This window comes from Streptomyces longisporus (assembly GCF_039532765.1).
GTDB lineage: Bacteria > Actinomycetota > Actinomycetes > Streptomycetales > Streptomycetaceae > Streptomyces > Streptomyces longisporus.
On record NZ_BAAASG010000012.1, the window covers coordinates 1 to 17,098 of the forward strand.

17 protein-coding genes and 2 pseudogenes are annotated in these 17,098 nt (G+C 70.2%); 10 read left to right on the plus strand and 9 right to left on the minus strand.

The features are described 5' to 3' along the window. Together ABD355_RS25650 and ABD355_RS25655 are read left to right on the plus strand one after the other, a co-directional pair. A pseudogene (locus ABD355_RS25650) lies at positions 1 to 133 on the plus strand (ABC transporter ATP-binding protein); the annotation flags it as partial. Further along, positions 130 to 2,472 (plus strand): ABC transporter permease, encoded by a 2,343-nt coding sequence (locus tag ABD355_RS25655; protein ID WP_344403004.1) that lies wholly within the window; start codon positions 130 to 132, stop codon positions 2,470 to 2,472. The pseudogene ABD355_RS25650 and the gene ABD355_RS25655, both read left to right, overlap by 4 nt. 186 nt (positions 2,473 to 2,658) lie before the next feature. Here ABD355_RS25655 and ABD355_RS25660 read toward each other — a convergent pair whose 3' ends face one another. Continuing rightward, a complete protein-coding gene (locus ABD355_RS25660; RefSeq protein ID WP_344403005.1) occupies positions 2,659 to 3,564 on the minus strand; it encodes a serine/threonine-protein kinase in 906 nt (301 codons plus the stop codon). Between the two features lie 124 nt (positions 3,565 to 3,688). Here ABD355_RS25660 and ABD355_RS25665 point away from each other — a divergent pair, with 124 nt between their 5' ends. From ABD355_RS25665 to ABD355_RS25680, 4 genes are all read left to right on the plus strand, one after another. Continuing rightward, positions 3,689 to 4,234, plus strand: a complete 546-nt coding sequence (locus tag ABD355_RS25665) for an RNA polymerase sigma factor (protein ID WP_344403007.1) — start codon at positions 3,689 to 3,691, stop codon at positions 4,232 to 4,234. A 61-nt stretch (positions 4,235 to 4,295) separates the two neighbouring features. Continuing rightward, positions 4,296 to 5,045 carry a hypothetical protein gene (locus ABD355_RS25670; RefSeq protein WP_344403008.1) on the plus strand — a complete coding sequence of 250 codons (750 nt, stop codon included), beginning with the start codon at positions 4,296 to 4,298 and terminating at the stop codon, positions 5,043 to 5,045. 138 nt (positions 5,046 to 5,183) lie between these two features. Then, positions 5,184 to 5,867 (plus strand): hypothetical protein, encoded by a 684-nt coding sequence (locus ABD355_RS25675; protein ID WP_344403010.1) that lies wholly within the window; start codon positions 5,184 to 5,186, stop codon positions 5,865 to 5,867. A gap of 269 nt (positions 5,868 to 6,136) precedes the next feature. Beyond that, the gene (locus ABD355_RS25680; protein WP_004986771.1) at positions 6,137 to 6,340 is read left to right on the plus strand and encodes a cold-shock protein; all 204 of its coding nucleotides are present in this window, start codon (positions 6,137 to 6,139) and stop codon (positions 6,338 to 6,340) included. 175 nt (positions 6,341 to 6,515) lie between these two features. Here the strand turns inward: ABD355_RS25680 and ABD355_RS25685 are convergent, their stop codons facing one another. Then, the gene (locus ABD355_RS25685; protein WP_344403011.1) at positions 6,516 to 6,890 is read right to left on the minus strand and encodes a hypothetical protein; all 375 of its coding nucleotides are present in this window, start codon (positions 6,888 to 6,890) and stop codon (positions 6,516 to 6,518) included. 640 nt (positions 6,891 to 7,530) lie between these two features. Between ABD355_RS25685 and ABD355_RS25690 the strand changes: the two genes are divergently transcribed. The 3 genes from ABD355_RS25690 (at position 7,531) to ABD355_RS25700 (ending at position 10,146) form a co-directional block, all read left to right on the plus strand. Beyond that, on the plus strand, positions 7,531 to 7,881 hold the full coding sequence (locus ABD355_RS25690) for a MerR family transcriptional regulator (RefSeq protein WP_344403013.1): 351 nt from the start codon (positions 7,531 to 7,533) through the stop codon (positions 7,879 to 7,881). A gap of 229 nt (positions 7,882 to 8,110) precedes the next feature. Continuing rightward, positions 8,111 to 8,233, plus strand: a complete 123-nt coding sequence (locus tag ABD355_RS25695) for a hypothetical protein (protein ID WP_344403014.1) — start codon at positions 8,111 to 8,113, stop codon at positions 8,231 to 8,233. Between the two features lie 119 nt (positions 8,234 to 8,352). Further along, positions 8,353 to 10,146 (plus strand): ABC transporter ATP-binding protein, encoded by a 1,794-nt coding sequence (locus ABD355_RS25700; RefSeq protein WP_344403015.1) that lies wholly within the window; start codon positions 8,353 to 8,355, stop codon positions 10,144 to 10,146. 25 nt (positions 10,147 to 10,171) lie between these two features. Here the strand turns inward: ABD355_RS25700 and ABD355_RS25705 are convergent, their stop codons facing one another. Beyond that, complete coding sequence (locus ABD355_RS25705; RefSeq protein WP_344403016.1) at positions 10,172 to 11,293, minus strand: sensor histidine kinase; 1,122 nt, start codon at positions 11,291 to 11,293, stop codon at positions 10,172 to 10,174. Beyond that, positions 11,290 to 11,958 (minus strand): response regulator, encoded by a 669-nt coding sequence (locus tag ABD355_RS25710; RefSeq protein WP_344403455.1) that lies wholly within the window; start codon positions 11,956 to 11,958, stop codon positions 11,290 to 11,292. The genes ABD355_RS25705 and ABD355_RS25710 overlap by 4 nt, the downstream gene beginning before the upstream one ends. Before the next feature lie 260 nt (positions 11,959 to 12,218). On the opposite strand from ABD355_RS25710, the gene ABD355_RS25715 reads away from it, so the two are divergent. Further along, on the plus strand, positions 12,219 to 13,460 hold the full coding sequence (locus ABD355_RS25715) for a DUF418 domain-containing protein (RefSeq protein WP_344403017.1): 1,242 nt from the start codon (positions 12,219 to 12,221) through the stop codon (positions 13,458 to 13,460). Between the two features lie 443 nt (positions 13,461 to 13,903). Here ABD355_RS25715 and ABD355_RS25720 read toward each other — a convergent pair whose 3' ends face one another. The 5 genes and pseudogenes from ABD355_RS25720 to ABD355_RS25740 form a co-directional block, all read right to left on the minus strand. After that, positions 13,904 to 14,125, minus strand: a complete 222-nt coding sequence (locus ABD355_RS25720; protein WP_344403018.1) for a hypothetical protein — start codon at positions 14,123 to 14,125, stop codon at positions 13,904 to 13,906. After that, the gene (locus tag ABD355_RS25725) at positions 14,122 to 15,423 is read right to left on the minus strand and encodes a cation:proton antiporter (protein WP_344403019.1); all 1,302 of its coding nucleotides are present in this window, start codon (positions 15,421 to 15,423) and stop codon (positions 14,122 to 14,124) included. Before ABD355_RS25725 ends, ABD355_RS25720 begins: the two co-directional genes overlap by 4 nt. Before the next feature lie 209 nt (positions 15,424 to 15,632). Continuing rightward, positions 15,633 to 15,884: pseudogene (locus ABD355_RS25730) on the minus strand (hypothetical protein); the annotation flags it as partial. A 3-nt stretch (positions 15,885 to 15,887) separates the two neighbouring features. Then, positions 15,888 to 16,019 carry a hypothetical protein gene (locus tag ABD355_RS25735; protein ID WP_344403020.1) on the minus strand — a complete coding sequence of 44 codons (132 nt, stop codon included), beginning with the start codon at positions 16,017 to 16,019 and terminating at the stop codon, positions 15,888 to 15,890. A gap of 59 nt (positions 16,020 to 16,078) precedes the next feature. Continuing rightward, positions 16,079 to 16,819: a DUF4232 domain-containing protein gene (locus ABD355_RS25740; protein WP_344403021.1), complete on the minus strand. Its 741-nt coding sequence runs from the start codon at positions 16,817 to 16,819 to the stop codon at positions 16,079 to 16,081. Positions 16,820 to 17,098 lie beyond the last annotated feature (279 nt).

A 17,098-nucleotide genomic window follows, 5' to 3' on the forward strand; every position in this document is an offset into this window, starting at 1 on the left:
GCTCACGGACGCCGCCCGGTCCACCAACGCCGCCGTCGTCCTCGTCACGCACGAGGCCCGGGTCGCCGCCTACTCGGACCGCGAGATCGTCGTACGCGACGGCAAGTCCCGGGACATGGAGCGCATCGTATGAAGGTGCGGGGGCAGTGGGCCAGGGACCTGGCCATGGGGGTGCGGTTCGCCTTCGCCGGCGGGCGGGAGGGGTGGGTGCGGCTGCTGCTCACCGCCGTCGGCGTGGGACTCGGCGTGGCACTGCTGCTGCTCGCCACCGCGGTCCCGAATGCGCTGGCCGTCCGGCACGACCGGCAGGAGGCGCGCACCGACCTCACGTACACCGTGGTGGAGCCGCTGAAGAAGGCGGACGACACCCTGGTGGTCGGCGAGGCCGGGACGACCTTCCATGACAAGGAGGTGCGCGGGCGGGAAGTGCAGCCCGAGGGTCCGAGCGCACCCCTGCCGCCAGGGGTTTCGAAGTTTCCCGGAGTGGGCGAGATGGTGGTCTCTCCCGCGCTGAAGCGGCTGTTGGAGTCCGGCGAAGGGAAACTGCTGCGCGAGCGGCTGCCGGAGCGGATCGTCGGCACCATCGCCGAACCCGGACTGATCGGGGCCCAGGAACTGGCCTTCTACCGCGGCGCCGATCACCTCGTGGTCAGGCCGGCCATGGGCGGGGTCGAACGCATCGACCGATTCGGCGCAGGGTTCAAGACCCCGGAGAGGAAGGACCCCGTTCTCGTCCTGCTCTCCCTCGTCGTGTTCCTGGCGCTGCTGATGCCGGTCGGCGTGTTCATCGCCGCGGCCGTGCGGTTCGGCGGCGAGCGCCGTGACCGGCGGCTCGCGGCGCTGCGGCTGGTGGGTTCGGACAGCGGGATGACCCGGCGGATCGCCGCGGGCGAGGCCTTCGCCGGCGCTGTGGCCGGCCTGGCCTTCGGCACGGTCTTCTTCCTGATCGTCCGGCAGCTTTCCGGTTCCGTGGACCTGTTCGACGTGAGTGTGTTCCCCAGTTATCTGATGCCCTCCCCAGGGCTCGCCCTGCTCGTCGCGGTCGCGGTCCCGGCGGCCGCCGTGCTGGTCACGCTGTTCGCGCTGCGCGGCGTGGTGATCGAGCCGCTCGGCGTGGTGCGCACCGCGAAGCCCCCGCGGCGCCGGCTGTGGTGGCGGCTGCTGCTGCCCGTGGGCGGGCTCGGACTGCTCTACCCGATGATCGGCAAGGACCGGTTCAGCAAGGACTTCAACCAGTACCAGGTCATCGGTGGTGTCCTGCTGCTGCTCGTCGGGGTGACCGCGCTGCTGCCGTGGGTCGTGGAGACGGTCGTCGCCCGGCTCGGCTCCGGCCCGGTCGCCTGGCAACTGGCCACCCGCCGACTTCAGTTGAGCAGCGGAACGGCCGCCCGCATGGTGAACGGCATCGCGGTCGCGGTGGCGGGCGCCATCGCCCTGCAGATGCTGTTCTCCGGGGTGCAGGGCCAGTACACCAAACACACCAACGACGACCCCACCCGTGCCCAGATGCTCGCGGACCTGCCCGACGAGGTGCCGCTCGCCCGGGCGGCGGCCGACTTCAGGGCGACCAGAGGCGTTGCGAACGTCTACGCCTACGACGAGGGCCGTGTCCGGCGCACGGAAGCCGGCAAAGACGCCCCGGTCACCATCGCCGACTGCGCGTCCCTGCGCGAGGTGGCCTCCTTGCCTTCCTGCGAGGACGGTGACGTCTTCGCCGTCCGGGGCGGCGCCGAGGAGGCCGATGAGCTGGGGGCGGCCGACCTCTCCAAGGCCGGCACAAAGGTGTGGTTCAGCGCGACCGTAGGCTCCCTCCTCGGCCACAGGCCGATGCCCTGGACCGTGCCGGCGGGCGTGAAGCAGGCACGGGCGAAGGCGGATCAGTCCGGGTGGAAGCGTGGCGGGCTGCTGCTGACGCCGGGCGCCCTGCCCGCGGGCCGCGCACAGGGCCTGGACGGGAAGATCTATCTCGCGCTCGACCAGAGGCTGGCGGCCGCACCGGAGTACGCGCGCAACACGGCCCGCCGTCTCGGCATGCCGACCGATCCGACGATGCTGGTGTCCAGCAAGAGCGACGACACCTACGCCTCCCTCCGCACCTTCCTGTTCGTCGGCGCCGCCTGCGTACTGGCGCTGATCGGCGCGAGCCTGCTGGTCTCGCAGCTGGAGCAGTTGCGCGAGCGCCGCAAACTGCTGTCGTCGCTCATCGCCTTCGGCACCCGGCGCCGCACCCTGTGCCTGTCCGTGCTGTGGCAGACGGCGATCCCGATCGGCCTCGCCCTGACGCTGGCCACAGCGATCGGGATGACACTGGGCGCGGCACTGCTGAAGATGACGGGCAAGCCGGTGGGCGTGGACTGGACGAGCGTACTGACCATGACCGGCACCGCCACCGCCGTCGTCCTGCTGGTGACCGTGCTCAGTCTGCCGCCGCTGCTGCGGCTGATGCGCCCGGACGGCCTGCGCACCGAGTAAGGCCACCGAAGGGCCCTTCCCGCCGGGGAAGGGCCCTTCGGTCCTCCCGGTGCAGCCCGCGCACCCGCGCCCGCAGCGACGACGAACAACGACGAGCAGTCCGTCGGGCTCCTCCTCGGCGTTCCAGGCGCAGCGCTCCGCCCAGCGTGCGGCGGACCAGCGGGGACGCGATCGCCACCCGCAGGTTCAGCGGGACAACCAGGTCAGCGCCGCTGTCATCAGGAACACGACGACCGCCGCAAGCCAGACCACCAGGCGAGTCGGTCCCGAAGACCTGACCGACGCCCACTCCTCCTTCTCCCGTGACAGCAGCGCGTCCGCGAACGCCTGGGCGGTCTGCGGGCGTTCGTCAGGTTCTATGGACAGCGCAGCACGCAGCAGTCTTTCGATGCGGTCCGGAACCCCCAGCTCTCTGGGAAGGCTCGGCAACGACGTCGTCGACGCCAGCTGCGTCACAAGAACGGTGCGACCACCCGACCCGAACGGCTTGCGTCCGGTCAGCAGCTCGAACGCGACGACACCGAGGGCGTACACATCGGCTCGACCGTCGAACCCGCCGGTGAAGGCCTGTTCGGGCGCCATGTACGCGGGGGTGCCGGTGGTCACGGTCAGCCCCGACGCGTCGGCCAGTTGCTTCGCGCTGCCGAGGTCCGCGACCAGCACGGCGGCAGGCGTACGGCCGGTGTCGAGCAGGAGGTTCGAGGGCTTGATGTCGCGGTGGACGACGCCCGCGTCATGGAGCACCTGGACCGCGTACCCGGCCTCGGCCGCGAGCCGGAGCGCCTCCGCCGGCCCGCAGTGCCCTGTCTGCTCGGCCAGCGTGCCGCCTCGGACGTAGTCCATGACGAAGTACGGCCGGTCGTCCTGGACACCGACGTCGTGAACGCGCACGACACGTGGGCTGGAGATCCTGCGGAGCAGCCTCGCCTCCGCCAGGAAGCGCTGTCGTACATCGGCGTTCGACGCCCAGTTGTCGGCCAGCACCTTGACCGCGACATCGGTGTCGAGCTCGGGGTCGTATGCCTTCCAGACAGTGGCGAACGAACCGGCTCCCAGCCTCTCCTCGAGGAGATAACGACCTAGCTTCTGCATGTGGCAACATTTTTCCGGGGCGATGTGGAGCAGGCGGAGACAGCCGACCGTGGTCGGCTGTGGTCGGGAGGTTCCCTGCGACCCAGTGGGGGTCCAGGTCGGACGATAGCGGGGGGACAGCAGGGTGCTCGACGAGGATGAGCTGACGCGCCTCGTGGCGTCTGCCCAGGCAGGTGACCGGGCGTCCCTGGACCGCCTCCTCGTCAGGCTTCGGCCCACCGTCATGCGCCGCTGCTCCCGGTTCCTTCCGCACCACGCCGACGCCGAAGAGGCCACGCAGGACGCCCTGTTCTCCATCAGCACGCATCTGCACGAGTACAGCGGGCGGGGCTCGTTCCTCGGCTGGGTGACCGTGATCGCCTCGAACGCCGCGAGGGCCACGTATCGCTCGATGCGCCGACGCGCGGAGGACAGTCATGCGGTCGTTCCCGACGGTGTCGACCCCCGGACGACGAGCGTCATCGCGGGGACCCGCCTGGACCTGATGGAGTCGCTGGCCGCACTGGAGGAGCGGCACCCGGCCCTGGTGGAGTCCTTCGTGCTCCGCGATCTCGGAGACCTGACCTATCTTCAGGTCGCCGAGATCACCGGCGCCCCTCTGGGCACGGTCAAGGACCGCATCCATCAGGCCCGTCGCTTCATGCGGGACCGCCTCGGCGGTGGGTTCTGAGACGCCCCGGCTCCCCGCTCTCACCCGGCATCAGCTCGACCGCGGGCCGGGAGGTGCTGCCGTGCGGCCTCGGACGATCGTCGTCATCCTGGCGGTAGCCGTCGCACTCGGCCTGCTGACCGGCCGGTTCGTCCTGCCCGCGCCCTCTGCCGAGGGCACACCGAAGACGAGGCCGGGCGCTGCGGCGTCCTCGCCGGGCAGCGGCTCTCCGGCTCCGAGGCCCGCGAGCGGGCCCATGACGACCCGGCACTTGCTGACAGCGGCCGACTTCAAGAAAGTCGGTCTCTCCCGGCACATCTACGTGCGCGACCGTGTCGGAGACGGCAACTACGCCAACGCGGCCTGCACCGGCGAGAAGACCCTCGGGGAGACCCTGGGAGCGTACGGCGCACACTTCCGCGGGTTGGTGACGAACACGAACACGGGGAACGGCGGCGATCCCACCCAGGCGGCGAACATCGGCGATCAGGTCGCACGCGAGGTCGCCGACGACGCCGGAAGCCGGGCACTGGCCCAGAACTACGCCGAACGCCTGCTGTTGGAGGAGGTTCCGTGCCAGAGCGAACCGGCCACGCACTGGGTCTACGGGCCGACGCACACGGTTGACGTCGCTGCGGACATCACCGCGAGCTGGATGGGTGTGTACAGCGGCGATCTGAACACCACAGGGACCGCTCCACGAGGCAAGGAGCCGTGTGGAGGCGTCGCCGTACTCCGCAACGGCTCGCACTACGGGGTCCTGGAGGTCGATGCCTGCCTGGGCTCGGCTGCGATGACGCGGATCGTGCGTGCGGCCGTGACTCGGCTCTGAGACCGGCCCCCGCCCCATCGAAGCACGTGACGTGGATCACATCGATCATGGCAGATCGCCATCCAACATCTCCCGTACCTCCGGCATCTCCCAGACGTACGACGACGCCAACCGCGTCGTGACCAGACAGGAGATGACATGTTCGACAACCAGGCAGCCCGCAGGAAGTTCGCGCGTCGCGGTCGTACCGCAGGAGTGGCCGCCTCCGTCGGTGCCGCCCTGATAGCGGTCGGCATCGGCGCGTTTCCCGCCGCCGGCGCCGACACGAGTTCCGCGAACCGGTCGGCAACCGCGCCTGCCGCACCCGGCCTCGGATCCGCCGGCCTGATGCAGAGTGACGACTTCTTCCAGCAGGGCCTGGCCCCGGTCCGCGCGACGGTGGACCTGACCGGGAAGCAGGCTCTGTCGGCATGCTCCGGCGAGAAGACGATGCGAGAGCTGACCAAGGGGAAGGCCGCCGCCTATGCCGACGTGACCTGGACCTTCGACACCAAGGGCACCTCGCTGACCGAGTCCGCCGCGGACGGTTCCACCGGCACATCGGCCGCCTCGTACCAGAAGCAGCTCGACAAGCTGGTGCGCGGCTGCCAGGACGAGCCGCAAGGTCACTGGTACTACGGCAAGGGGCACACGTTCACCGTCAAGGCAGGCGGGGGCAGTTGGTACCCGGCCTTCAACGGCGACGGCAAGGTCGCCGGCGGCGTCGCGGTGATCCGCAGCGGCCACAGGTTCGGCATCGTCGAACTCACCGGTCAGCCCAGCGACGACCCCGGCTACATCGAAGGCATCGCCACCGCTGCCGCCAACCGACTGGCCGACTGATCCGGTCCCGGGCGGTTCCGCAAGAAAGCCGCGCCCGCGGAGAGCAATATCTGTTCCCGTGAAATGAGAAATAGGTGCGGGGTACGGCGAGCATTCCTCGGCCGCCCGGCGGAGCAGAATTGTCCGGCACGCAAGGCCGATCCCACCGTGCTACTGTCGAACTCAGTTGCAGGTGGGATTGCCAGAAGGTTTTTCCGACGGCCGATCATCACGGCGACACGGAATGCGCACCGGGCGTATTCGTACACCGCCTCCGAAGGAGAAACAACATGGCTACTGGCACTGTGAAGTGGTTCAACGCGGAAAAGGGTTTCGGCTTCATCGAGCAGGACGGCGGCGGCGCCGACGTCTTCGCCCACTACTCGAACATCGCCGCCCAGGGCTTCCGTGAACTGCTTGAGGGCCAGAAGGTGTCGTTCGACATCGCGCAGGGCCAGAAGGGCCCGACGGCCGAGAACATCGTTCCGGCCTGACGCACCGGCACCGACGCATACTTCGCAGCTGGGGCCCGCACCTTTGGGTGCGGGCCCCGGCTCGCTTCATTTCCGGGGTAATTCACCCCTGTGACTTTTCGGCCTGTTCTGGCTGTTCTCCGCGCCGCTCATTCTGCTGCGGAAATTCCTTGGCACCTGCCCGCATCGAGGAGTCTCACCGGTCGAAGTGGATGAGATCTCCTACGGTCCATGCGCTGACGTCCTTGATCGCGACGCGGTACATGCCACCCGTCTCCGGGATCCCGAGGCTGCCCTGCAGGATCCGGGCGAGATGAAAGTGCAGATGCGTGGGCGCCTCGCCACGACCGGACCGGTTCCCTCCCGGCGGGCGGGCGAAGACGTCCGAGAACGGGCCGAGACGGTCCGAGTCCTTCAGGACCTCCGCCACCCGCTCCCTCCACACGGCCTCGGGCGCCAGCCGGCCGGTGATGACGGCGCCGCCGACGACCACGGTCAGCGACATCTGATTGCTTCGCTCGGACTCCACAGCGGCGGAGATGGCGACGAGCAGCTCATCAGGGTTCGACATGACAGCAAAGCTTATGCGGCCCACCCGTGCCCGAAACCCCCCGCGGGGCTGAAGTGGTTGCGCGCACGGTCGGCAGGCGGCTTCCGCCCCCCGGTGCCGGCCGGCCACGGCAGGGTTCTTCCTCCACCAGAAGAGTGAAACCTTCTCTCGCTGGAGTAGATTTTCGCTCCTGACGTGGGTACGCTTCTTCTCGTAGACAAGGTCGACGAGATCCGCCAGACACGAACTGGCGGGTGACTGAAGACGAAGTACGCAGGTCAGTGCGGCTCTCGAGCCTCGAAGCCAGAGTGTTCCCAGGACGGTGACGGGACTGAGAGCCGCACTGGGCGGCTCGCACGACAAGGAGCTGCCAACAGCAGTACCGGTTCAATCAGTAGTTGGTTCAGAGAGGAACGGAGGAGCAGACGCCATCAGGATCGCCCGGCCCGAGAAGCACTCGGCCCGGGTACCGCAAGACCCCGGAATGGATGGTGGTCCCCGGTCAAGCAGCTGCGATCCCCCCGCACCCCCCTCTGCCGGGCCGGTAGCGGAAACAGAAGGTCGGCACAGCAGTAGGGCCGACAGATGGTGTTCAATTTCCTTCGGGGCCCTGGTGCCGTACGGCGCCGGGGCCCCTCGACGCGTTGCACAGCGAGGTGACATGACATCGGACAACCCCCTGAATGATCGTCTGGACGACGACGACTATCCCGCGTACACGATGGGCCGGGCAGCCGAGATGCTCGGTGCCACCCCGGCCTTCCTGCGAGCCATCGGTGAGGCTCGTCTGATCACTCCGCTCCGCTCGGAGGGAGGACATCGCCGGTACTCCCGCTACCAACTGCGGATCGCCGCGCGCGCCCGGGAGCTCGTCGACAAGGGGACTCCGATCGAGGCCGCGTGCCGCATCGTCATCCTCGAGGACCAGCTCGAGGAAGCGCAGCGCATCAACGCCGAGTACCGCCGTGCCGCCGACGAATCGGCGGACCGTGCCGGCTCCGGCTCCGTCTGAAACAAGAGCGGACAAGCTTCCTGAAGCACCAGGTCAGCGACCTGGTGCTTGTTCATTGCGTGCACCTTCAGGGCGTGGATTCAGTAAGAGAAAAATACCCAGTCCTCACCTTTCGTCTTGAGCGGGATTTCCCCCCGCCCCCGTATTCACGGGTGCCACACAGTCCAAGTCAGCGGCGAGCAGCGCCAGTTGGCAAGACAGACAAGGCATCGGAAAGGAGGGCCTCACCATGTCCTTCGCGAAGATCACGCTGGGCAAGAAGGCCAAGAAGAAGGAAGCCTGCGCCGGCAAGGCCAAGCACCACCACAAGAAGAAGCATCACCGCAAGCACAAGAAACACGCCGCCAAGTAGCAGGGCGTCGAAACGACAACCGGACAAGAACGCCGTGCCGGGGTCCGTGCGCACCAGTGGGTGCGTGACGGGTCCCGGCGCGGCGTCGGTTCGAGCAACGTGCTGGGAGTGTTGCGCACATGAGCCGAGCTGCCCCGATCGCCATGCCCATGGCCGCACCCGGAGCATCCGCCCCCACCCGTCATGCCCGTCTCTCCCCGCCGGCCGCGTTCCGGATCTTCTGGCCGCTGGTGAGCGTCAACCGTGTGGTCGTAGTGGTCTCCGTGGTGCTGCTGGTGGTGTCGGCCGCGTGCGATGCGGCCGCGATCGGCATCGTCGGCGTACTCACCGACAAGGTGCTCGCGCCGGGCGACCTGGCCGCTTTCTGGCAGCCCGCCGCCCTCTGGCTGGGGCTCGCCGCGGCCGGTGCGGCGGCCTCGGCCGCCGGCGGATATCTCACCGGCTGGTCCAGCGAACACTTCCTGCTCGGCCTGCGCGACCGTCTCTTCCAGCACCTCCAGCAGGTGCCGCCCGACGCCCTCGACCGCTTCGGCACCGGTGATCTGGTCACCCGGCTCACCGGCGACATCGAGGCCGTCGAGTCACTGGTGGCCTCCGCCCCGGTCGAGCTCGTCACCACCGCGGTGGGAGCCGTGGTCTTCGGCGCCGCGGCCTTCTGGACCAGCTGGCAACTGGCCCTGGTCACCTTCGCCGTGGCGCCCGTCATCTGGTTCGGCGCCCGGGTGTTCGGCACCCTGATGCGCTCCGCCACCCGCGACGAACGCGACAGCAACGGACGCCTCGCCTCCCTGCTGGAGGAGAGCCTCGCCAACATGCCGCTCGTGCAGGCCTACGGCCGTCAGCAGGCGGAGCAACGGAAGGTGCACCGGGAGGGACGGGTGTGGATGCGGGCCGGGTTGCGGCAGATCCGGCTGTCCTCGGTGTACGGGCCGGCGGGCGAGTTCATCGAGACCCTGAGCGTGCTGGCCGTGATCGGTGCCGGGGCCTGGCAGATCTCCGAGCACCATCTCAGCGTCGGCGGTCTGCTCTCCTTCGCCGCCTACCTCGGCTACCTGCAGCCCAAGCTGCAGGAACTCGGCGAACTCGCGGTCAGCGCCTCCTCCGCGACGGCCGCGTGCGAGCGCCTCGTCGAGGTACTGCGCACCGGCCCCGTCGCCGAAAGCGCCCCACGGCCGGACATCCCGCCGCTCGCCGAACCGGTGCGCGGCGCCCTCGCCTTCCACGACGTCGGCTTCGCCTACCCCGGCGCCGGCCGCCCCGTACTGCACGGCGTCCACCTGGACATCGCCCCCGGCACCCTGGTCGCCGTCACTGGCCCGAGCGGCGCCGGCAAATCCACCCTCGGCAAGCTGCTCCTGCGCGTGTACGAACCCTCGCAGGGGCGCATCCTGCTGGACGGCCGGGACATCGCCCAGCTCCCCGTCGACGAGGTGCGCCGGCACATCACCCTGCTGCTCCAGGACAGCATGCTCTTCGACGGCACCATCAGGGAGAACATCGTCTACGGCCGCCCCGACGCGACCGACGAGGAGGTGCTCGCCGCCGCCACGGCCGCCGACGCGCACGGCTTCATCGACACCCTGCCCGCCGGCTACGACACTCCCGTCGGCAGACGCGGCAGCCACCTCTCCGGCGGCCAGCGCCGCAGGATCGCCCTGGCCCGGGCCATGCTGCGCACCGCCCCCGTGCTGATCCTCGACGAGCCCACGGCCGGCCTCGACGACGCCTCGGCGGCCCGCATCATGACACCGCTGCGACGCCTGACCGCGGGCCGTACGACCCTTCTCATCACCCACGACCTGCGCCTGACCGCCCAGGCCGACCTCGTCCTGCACCTGGCCGACGGCACGGTCACCCTTGTCGCCGGCCCGCTTGCGGCCACGGTCACCGAAGCCGCGCACCACGCGGCCTGAAGCATCCACTGACCGCCACGCGCTCTCAGGCGGGCCGGGTGGGGGCCCGTAGTTCGATCTCGTATCCACCGTCGGGGGTGGGTTGGGCGGTGAGGGTGCCGTCGAGGAGTTCGGCGCGTTCTTTCAGGCCGATCAGGCCGTGCCGGGCGCTGGGCAGGGCGACGGACGGGCGGGTGGGGGCGGTGTTGGTGACGGTGACGCCGAAGTACTGCGCGTCGTGCCACAGTTGCACCTCGGCGCGGGCGCCGGGGGCGTGCTTGCGCACGTTCGTGAGGGCTTCCTGGACCGTGCGGTAGACGGTGCGTTGGGCGGTCGTGCTGATGCCGGGCGGGAGGCCGCCGGTCAGGGTGGTCTCGATGCCGCTGCCCGCGATCAGCTGCTGGATGTCCGCGAGGGTGGGCTGGGGGGTGAGCTCGGTTTCCCTGCCGCCGGAGGCGCGCAGCAGGGTGACCATGTGGCGGAGTTCGTCGAGGGTGTTCACGCTCAGGGTGCGGATGGTGCGGGCGGCGTCGCGTGCGTCGGGGTCCTTGGCGGCGACCTGGAGGGCTCCGGCCTGTACGGCGATGAGGCTGACCTGGTGGGAGACGACGTCGTGCATCTCCCGGGCCAGCTGGGCGCGTTCACGGGCGAGGACGGTCTGGGCGTACAGGGCGCGTTCGTGTTCGCGGGCCACTTCGACCTCGACGAGCTGGCGGGCCACGTCGTGTCTGGCCTGCACCAGCTGGCCGAACAGGATGGGGGCGAAGGCTGTGGCCAGCGTGTAGACGAAAGAGATGAGCGTCCAGGTCCGGTCGTGGGAGAACGTGTCGGACAGGGGCCACGCGAGGGTCGTCGCCGCCGCGTTGAGCAGGGCGCAGCCGGCCAGCAGCGGGCGGTTGCGGGTGCGCGTCGCCAGTGTGTACAGGGCGCAGAGCGGTGCGACCGCCACGTCCATGAACAGGGTCATGGGCAGGGTCAGCAGGAAGACGACCAGGGGAAGGCGCCTGCGCAGGAACAGCCCGGCGCAGCCGAGGACGGCGCAGGCCCACATGAACGGTGTCGCCTCGCCGTAGAGGTTGACCCAGGTGTCGAGCGCGGCGAGCACGACCAGGCCCGCGTCGACGGCCCAGGGCGGCACCCGCCGCCACAGCGCCTGAGCCGTGCTCACCACCCGTGGTCCCGTGCCGCGTCGGCGCGGCCGTCGCTGAGCAGTCCGGCCCGCTCCGCGAGGAGCGCCGCCTGCACGCGGCTGGAGACCCGGAGCTTGGTGAGGATCGAGCTGACGTGGTCCTTGACGGTTCCCGCGCTCAGATGGATGCGGGTGCCGATGTCGGCGTTGGACAGTCCTTCCGCGATCAGGACGAGGACGTCACGTTCGCGGTCGGTGAGCTGACGCACGCGTGCCACGTCCGCGTCCTGGGAGGCGCCTGCCCCCGGATGGCTGCGCAGCAGAGCCCGCGAGGCTTTCGGGGACATCACCACCCCGCCCGCGGCCAGGGTCCGTACGAGGTGGGCGAGTTGTTCGGGCTCGGTGTCCTTGAGCAGGAAGCCCGCGGCTCCCGAGCGCAGCGCGGTCAGGATGTACTCGTCGGTGTCGAAGGTGGTCAGCATGGCGACCGTCGGCGGCTCGGGCAGCGTCTGGATCTCCCGGAGGACGGTCAGGCCGTCCACGTCCGGCATGCGGATGTCGAGGAGTACGACGTCCGGGTGCTCGCGCCGGATCACCTCGGCGGCCTGCGCTCCTTCCGCGGTCGCCACGACCCGGATGCCGTCGGAGGCGTTCAGGATCAGCTCGAACCCGGACCGCACCAGGGCCTCGTCGTCCACCACCACTACCCGGATCACCGGCGTTCCGCCTCACACTCGTCTGCTCTGTCCCGCTTCTCGGCGCCCCGTGGACCCGCACTCTTACGGTGATCGCCTGCTGTCGACAGTACGTCCGCCGCGGCGGACGACGGTACGGCCGCTGTGGACACCCGCCGCCCGGCAGGCCGGTTCCAGCCGTTCGGGGGGAGCGCTCCGGCCCGTCGGCGGGGGTGCCACCGAGACCTGCCGGATGGTCCGCCCTGTGACGTCCACGCGAGGTTCTCCGTATGACACAGATACAGCCGCCACAGGAGACACCGGCTCCGCAGGAGACACCGGCTCCGCAGGAGAACTCGCCTCCACCGCCCCGGACCGCGACCGGGTCCGCCGGGCAGGACCCCGGCGGTCCCTCGACGGGACGCCTCGTCGGGGTGGACCTGGCCCGTGCGCTGGCGGTGTTCGGCATGTACGTCGTGCACATCGGCCCGCCGCTGTCGGCCACGCACGGCGTCGCCAGTTGGGTCCGGTACCTGGCGGACGGCCACTCGTCGGTGCTGTTCGCCACCCTCGCCGGGTTCTCGCTGATGCTGATCGCCGGCCGCTTCGAGCCGAAGACCGGGCTCGCCGGCCGGCAGGCGAAGGCCCGGATCGCGATCCGGGCCGTGGTCCTGCTGGCCCTGGGCACCGCCATGGCGATGGAATACGGCGGCGTGATCATCCTGGGCTTCTACGGCGTCTACTTCCTCCTCGCCCTGCCCCTGGTGCGGCTGAGCGCCGGGGCCCTCGCGACGGTCGCGGCGGGGCTCGCGCTCGTCACGCCGCAGCTGGCGTTCGTCCTGACTGCGCGGCTGAGCGACTCCGTCCAGCAGGGCATCAACGCCTACGACCCGCTCCACCGGCTCAGCGAGGTGGGAGTGCTCGATCTGCTGCTCACCGGTTTCTACCCGGCGCTGACGTGGATGCCGTTCGTGATCGCCGGTATGGCCCTGGGTCGCACGGACCTGTCGGCGACCACCGTCCAGCGGCGCCTGGCGGCGCTCGGCGCCGGCCTCGTGGTGGGGGCCTACGGCTTGTCCCTGCTGCTGGCGGGCGGGAACGCGTTGCGGAGCACGGCGGAGGACGGGGCGTCGTCCAGCGGGTCCGTGGACCCCCGGCTGTCGTTCTCGGATCTGTTGTCCGCCGGGCCGCACAGCGGCACCACGTTCGACATCGTCGGCAGCGTGGGCGTCGCGATCCTCGTGATCGTGGGCGCGACGGTGCTGATGGACCGGCTGCCGCGCCTGCGCCGCCTGGCGAAACCGGTCGTCGCCGTGGGCACCATGTCCCTGACGGCCTACGTCGGCCACTTCCTGGCGCAGTCCCTGCTGTCCACGCCCGCCGGGACCGGCACCCAGCAGTCGTGGGTGCCGCTGCTCATGTACGTCCTCGGGGCGATCGTGTTCGCCGCCGTCTGGTCACGCTTCTTCCGCCGCGGCCCCTTGGAGCATCTGCTCAACACCGCCACCAGGCCCGCCAAGTTCGTGCGGTGAGGTCCGGCCGGGGTGGCCCGGCTTCTGACCCGTCCCGGCCCGGACGGTCCGCCCGGCCCGCAGGGGATCACCCTCGCGGGCTTCGGCCGTGGCACCGACCGGCCGTCCACGGGCAAGGACTGCGGGACATGCGTGGGCGCGGTGCCGGCGTGGCCCCGCAAGGGCTGGTGTGGGTCAGGACGCGGCGGCCGCTGGTGGTGAGGCCCGTGCGGTCCGGGGCGCGGAGCGGGCTGCCGGCCGGTGCCCGTGCGCATCAGGTCGAGCGGGCGGGCGTCCGGCCTGCTCAGCGGGACTTGCCGGCCCGTGGCCATGCGGTTGCAGCAGTCCCCCGGCCGGCGCGAGCCTTGAGCGTCTCGCGGGCATGCGGGGACCCGGCAGCCGTCGGCTCCGGGGCGGATGCGGGGTTCACAGGATTCCCTTCCTACGGGCCTTCGGGGCGCCGCTCAGCGGACCAGTGAAGCCGCCCGCGTGGCGAAGAGGTGCACCACCGCTTCGTAGAACTCGGGACGGACGACGAACAGGACGCCCGCGCCCGCCGCCAGCGTCAGGCCGAGAAGTTCCAGCGGCCCGCCCCTGCGGGGTGTGGCGTCACGGCCCGGCGCGTCGACCTCGGCCGATGCCCCCAGGGTGGTCTCGGGTTCCTTGTTGCGAACATGCAGTGTCATGCCTCCAGCCTGGAAGCCCGGCCGCTCTCCGCACATCCGGCGACTGTCGGGTCCACCCCCGCCGACTGGCTGGACGTGACCGGGCCGGTCAGGGACCGGGCGATGAGCGCCGAGCCGCCGCCGTGCAGCAGCACGCTGCCGAGCACCGTCAGGGTCATGGCGTACAGGGCGGTGTCGGCGTACGGCCCGTCCGGCAGAGCGTTGAACGCGAGCAGGCCGAACACGATGGAGGTGGTGCCGCGTGGGCCGAGCGCGCCGACCATGAGCCTCTCTCGCCAGGTGAACGTCGAGCCGAGGAAGGCGAGCAGGACCGGAAGGATGCGCACCACGGTGAGCGCGGCGACGCAGAGCAGGACGGTGGGCCAGTGGAGGCCCTCGCCCACGGCGAGCACCACGGCGTTGCCGAAGAAGAACCACATGCACATCGTCGTCATCGAGTTGGTGTCCTCGATGAGCTGGAAGTCCGAGGCGTGCGGAGCCGAAGCGCCCCGTCGGCGGACCGGCGCCTGTCTGACGTAGCGGAAGGCGATCCCGCACACGAACGAGGCCACGAAGCCGTTGCCTTCCATCGCCGTGGTCACGGTGTAGGCGAGCAGCGGTGTGACCAGCACGACGATCCGCCGGGACTGCTCCGTCATCCACTGCGCGCGGTCGGCGACATTGATCAGCCATGCCACCAGCGCCCCCACCAGGAAGCCGGCCACGAGGGCCTTCAGCGCGAACGGCACGGCCGTGCCGAGGGCCTGCGCGGGCGTGCGGGTGACGGAGTCGGTGCCGACGAGGATCAGTGCGAACAGGAAGAGGGGCGAGACGATGCCGTCGTTGTAGCCGCTCTCCACGTTGAGCACGCTGCGCACCCTCGCCGGGATCCGCCGGTCGCGGACCAGCGTCTCGGCCGGGGCGAAGTCGGTCGGGACGACGATGCACGCGATGAGCAGCAGCAGCGCGACCGGCAGCCCGGGCAGCAGCCACATTCCCAGCAGCACCACCGCGATCAGGCTCAGCGGCAGAGCCACCAGCAGGACCCGCGCGGCGGAGCCGGGGTCGTTGCCGAACAGTCGGCCGCCCGGCAGCTCGGTGGCGTCGACGAACAGCAGGACGGCCAGGATGACCTCGGCCACATGCTGGGCGACCTCGGAGTTCAGGGTGACGGCGATATGGCTGTGGGTGAACACCCCCGTGACCACACCCGCGAGCACCAGCACCAGGGGAGCCCGCACCTGCCGTCGCTCCAGCCGCCCGGCGACCAGCGACCACCCGGCCACCACCGTGGTGATCACAATCAGGACAAAGATCATTTGTATCCGCTTCAGAACTCGCAACAGACCAGCGGCCACTCCATCAGGACCTGCACCGAAAATCACTCCGCCGATCAGCCGGATCCACCCCGCCGACAGGCGACCACCCGGGGGGCCAGAGCCGGCGGGCCGCGCGCAGCCGCTGGGCGTAGTAGCCGTCGCCGTCGAGCCGTGAGGCGCCGCCCTCGTCGCCCATGGTGGGGCCGCCCGCCGATCTGCTCCACGACGTTGGCGATGCCGAACTTGCGGTAGACCGGCTCCTCGGTGGCGTCGGGGTGGATGAAGCGGGCCGCGGTGCCCGTCGTCTTGGCGACGGCCACCAGGCCGCTGCCGCGCAGCGCGCCCGCGCACAGCCGGGTGATGGAGGACTTGCCGCGTATGCCGTTGACCAGCACACGGGCAGGTATGGCGCCTGTCCGGGTCACCTTCATGGTCCCCAAGGCCGAGTGGGACCACCGCACCGCTCAGACCGCGTGGTCGCGGTGGAGGATCCCCGCCTCCTCCGCCAGGCGGGTCGTGCTGCCCATGACGACGACCTGGAAGGCCGCGCCGATGTAGGCGGTGACGAAGCGGGTGATCCTGCGGGTGCTGCGCATGGTGGGTTGCCTGCCTTCCGGGCGGGTGGGATGCGGTTCGCCGAACGGGCGCTCAGGTGTCACCAGTTGGTGGCGTCGCCCATCTCCTGCTGCCAGTACGTGACCTTGATCGAGTCGTCGACGTAGACGCCCTTCGCGGGCAGCGGCGGGTGGGCGGCGGCGCCGACGCTCCCGCTCATGGAGCGAGGCGAGAAGTAGACCGCCAGGGACTTCGCGGTGTGGCCGCCCTCACTGCTGCCGTCGGTGGCGGACAGGCTGATGGCCGCGTACCCGGACTGGCCCGGTTCGAGCGTGACGACGGCCTGGGGCTGCGAGTCCTTGATGACCGGCGGCACGGCCTGGGCGCCGGTGAAGCGGACGGCCGGGTAGCCGTAGAGGAAGCAGGTCCTGCTGCCGGTGTTGGTCACCGTGAGCAGCATGTGGTTCACGGGGCGGGTCAGCGGGGCCGCGACCGTCTTGGTGTTGGAGCCCTCGCAGGTGACCGGCGTGCCGGACGCCTTCGACGCGGAGGTGCCGCCGGCGGACTTCGCACCCGTGGTGGACCCGCTGGTGGACTTGCCGCCGGTGGAGCCCGTCGTACCCGTGGAACCGGTCGTGCCCGTGGAGCCGGTCGTGCCGGTGGAGTTGGAGACCGTGCCCGACGAAGTCGCGCCGGACGAAGGGCTCGTGGAGGTGGTCGACGCCGCGCCCTCGTCGTGGGCGCCCGTTCCGTCGTTGCAGGCGGTCAGGGAGAGCGCGGCGAGAACGGCGGTTGCGGCGGCGGCTGCGAGACGGGTGCGGGAGGTACGGAGACCGGACATGTTGCTGTGCCCCTCAGGTGTCGGGTGGTGCTGATCGGATGACCGAAGCTTGCGAGGCGATCCGTCCCAACCGCCACGCCCAGCGGGCTGTTGGGGACACTGGAACGCCAAAACGCACCCTGACCTGGGAGAACACAGTCGCCCTGGAACGGGCGAATGGGATGCGGGGGCTACCGGGAACGGGGTGGGGCCAACAGCGCTTTTGCGGTTCGGGGTGAGGACCGCGTTGCTCGGGCGGGCTTCTCGGCGTTGCTGTGTCGTAGCCCTCTATCCAAGGAA

Bases quoted from the DNA above. Each gene is read 5' to 3' on its own strand.
- ABD355_RS25655 (WP_344403004.1), top strand. From the start codon at position 130: ATGAAGGTGCGGGGGCAGTGGGCCAGGGACCTGGCCATGGGGGTGCGG.
- ABD355_RS25660 (WP_344403005.1), bottom strand. From the start codon at position 3,564: ATGCAGAAGCTAGGTCGTTATCTCCTCGAGGAGAGGCTGGGAGCCGGT.
- ABD355_RS25675 (WP_344403010.1), top strand. From the start codon at position 5,184: ATGTTCGACAACCAGGCAGCCCGCAGGAAGTTCGCGCGTCGCGGTCGT.
- ABD355_RS25680 (WP_004986771.1), top strand. From the start codon at position 6,137: ATGGCTACTGGCACTGTGAAGTGGTTCAACGCGGAAAAGGGTTTCGGC.
- ABD355_RS25685 (WP_344403011.1), bottom strand. From the start codon at position 6,890: ATGTCGAACCCTGATGAGCTGCTCGTCGCCATCTCCGCCGCTGTGGAG.
- ABD355_RS25690 (WP_344403013.1), top strand. From the start codon at position 7,531: ATGACATCGGACAACCCCCTGAATGATCGTCTGGACGACGACGACTAT.
- ABD355_RS25695 (WP_344403014.1), top strand. From the start codon at position 8,111: ATGTCCTTCGCGAAGATCACGCTGGGCAAGAAGGCCAAGAAGAAGGAA.
- ABD355_RS25700 (WP_344403015.1), top strand. From the start codon at position 8,353: ATGAGCCGAGCTGCCCCGATCGCCATGCCCATGGCCGCACCCGGAGCA.
- ABD355_RS25715 (WP_344403017.1), top strand. From the start codon at position 12,219: ATGACACAGATACAGCCGCCACAGGAGACACCGGCTCCGCAGGAGACA.
- ABD355_RS25720 (WP_344403018.1), bottom strand. From the start codon at position 14,125: ATGACACTGCATGTTCGCAACAAGGAACCCGAGACCACCCTGGGGGCA.
- ABD355_RS25725 (WP_344403019.1), bottom strand. From the start codon at position 15,423: ATGATCTTTGTCCTGATTGTGATCACCACGGTGGTGGCCGGGTGGTCG.
- ABD355_RS25735 (WP_344403020.1), bottom strand. From the start codon at position 16,019: ATGCGCAGCACCCGCAGGATCACCCGCTTCGTCACCGCCTACATCGGC.
- ABD355_RS25740 (WP_344403021.1), bottom strand. From the start codon at position 16,819: ATGTCCGGTCTCCGTACCTCCCGCACCCGTCTCGCAGCCGCCGCCGCA.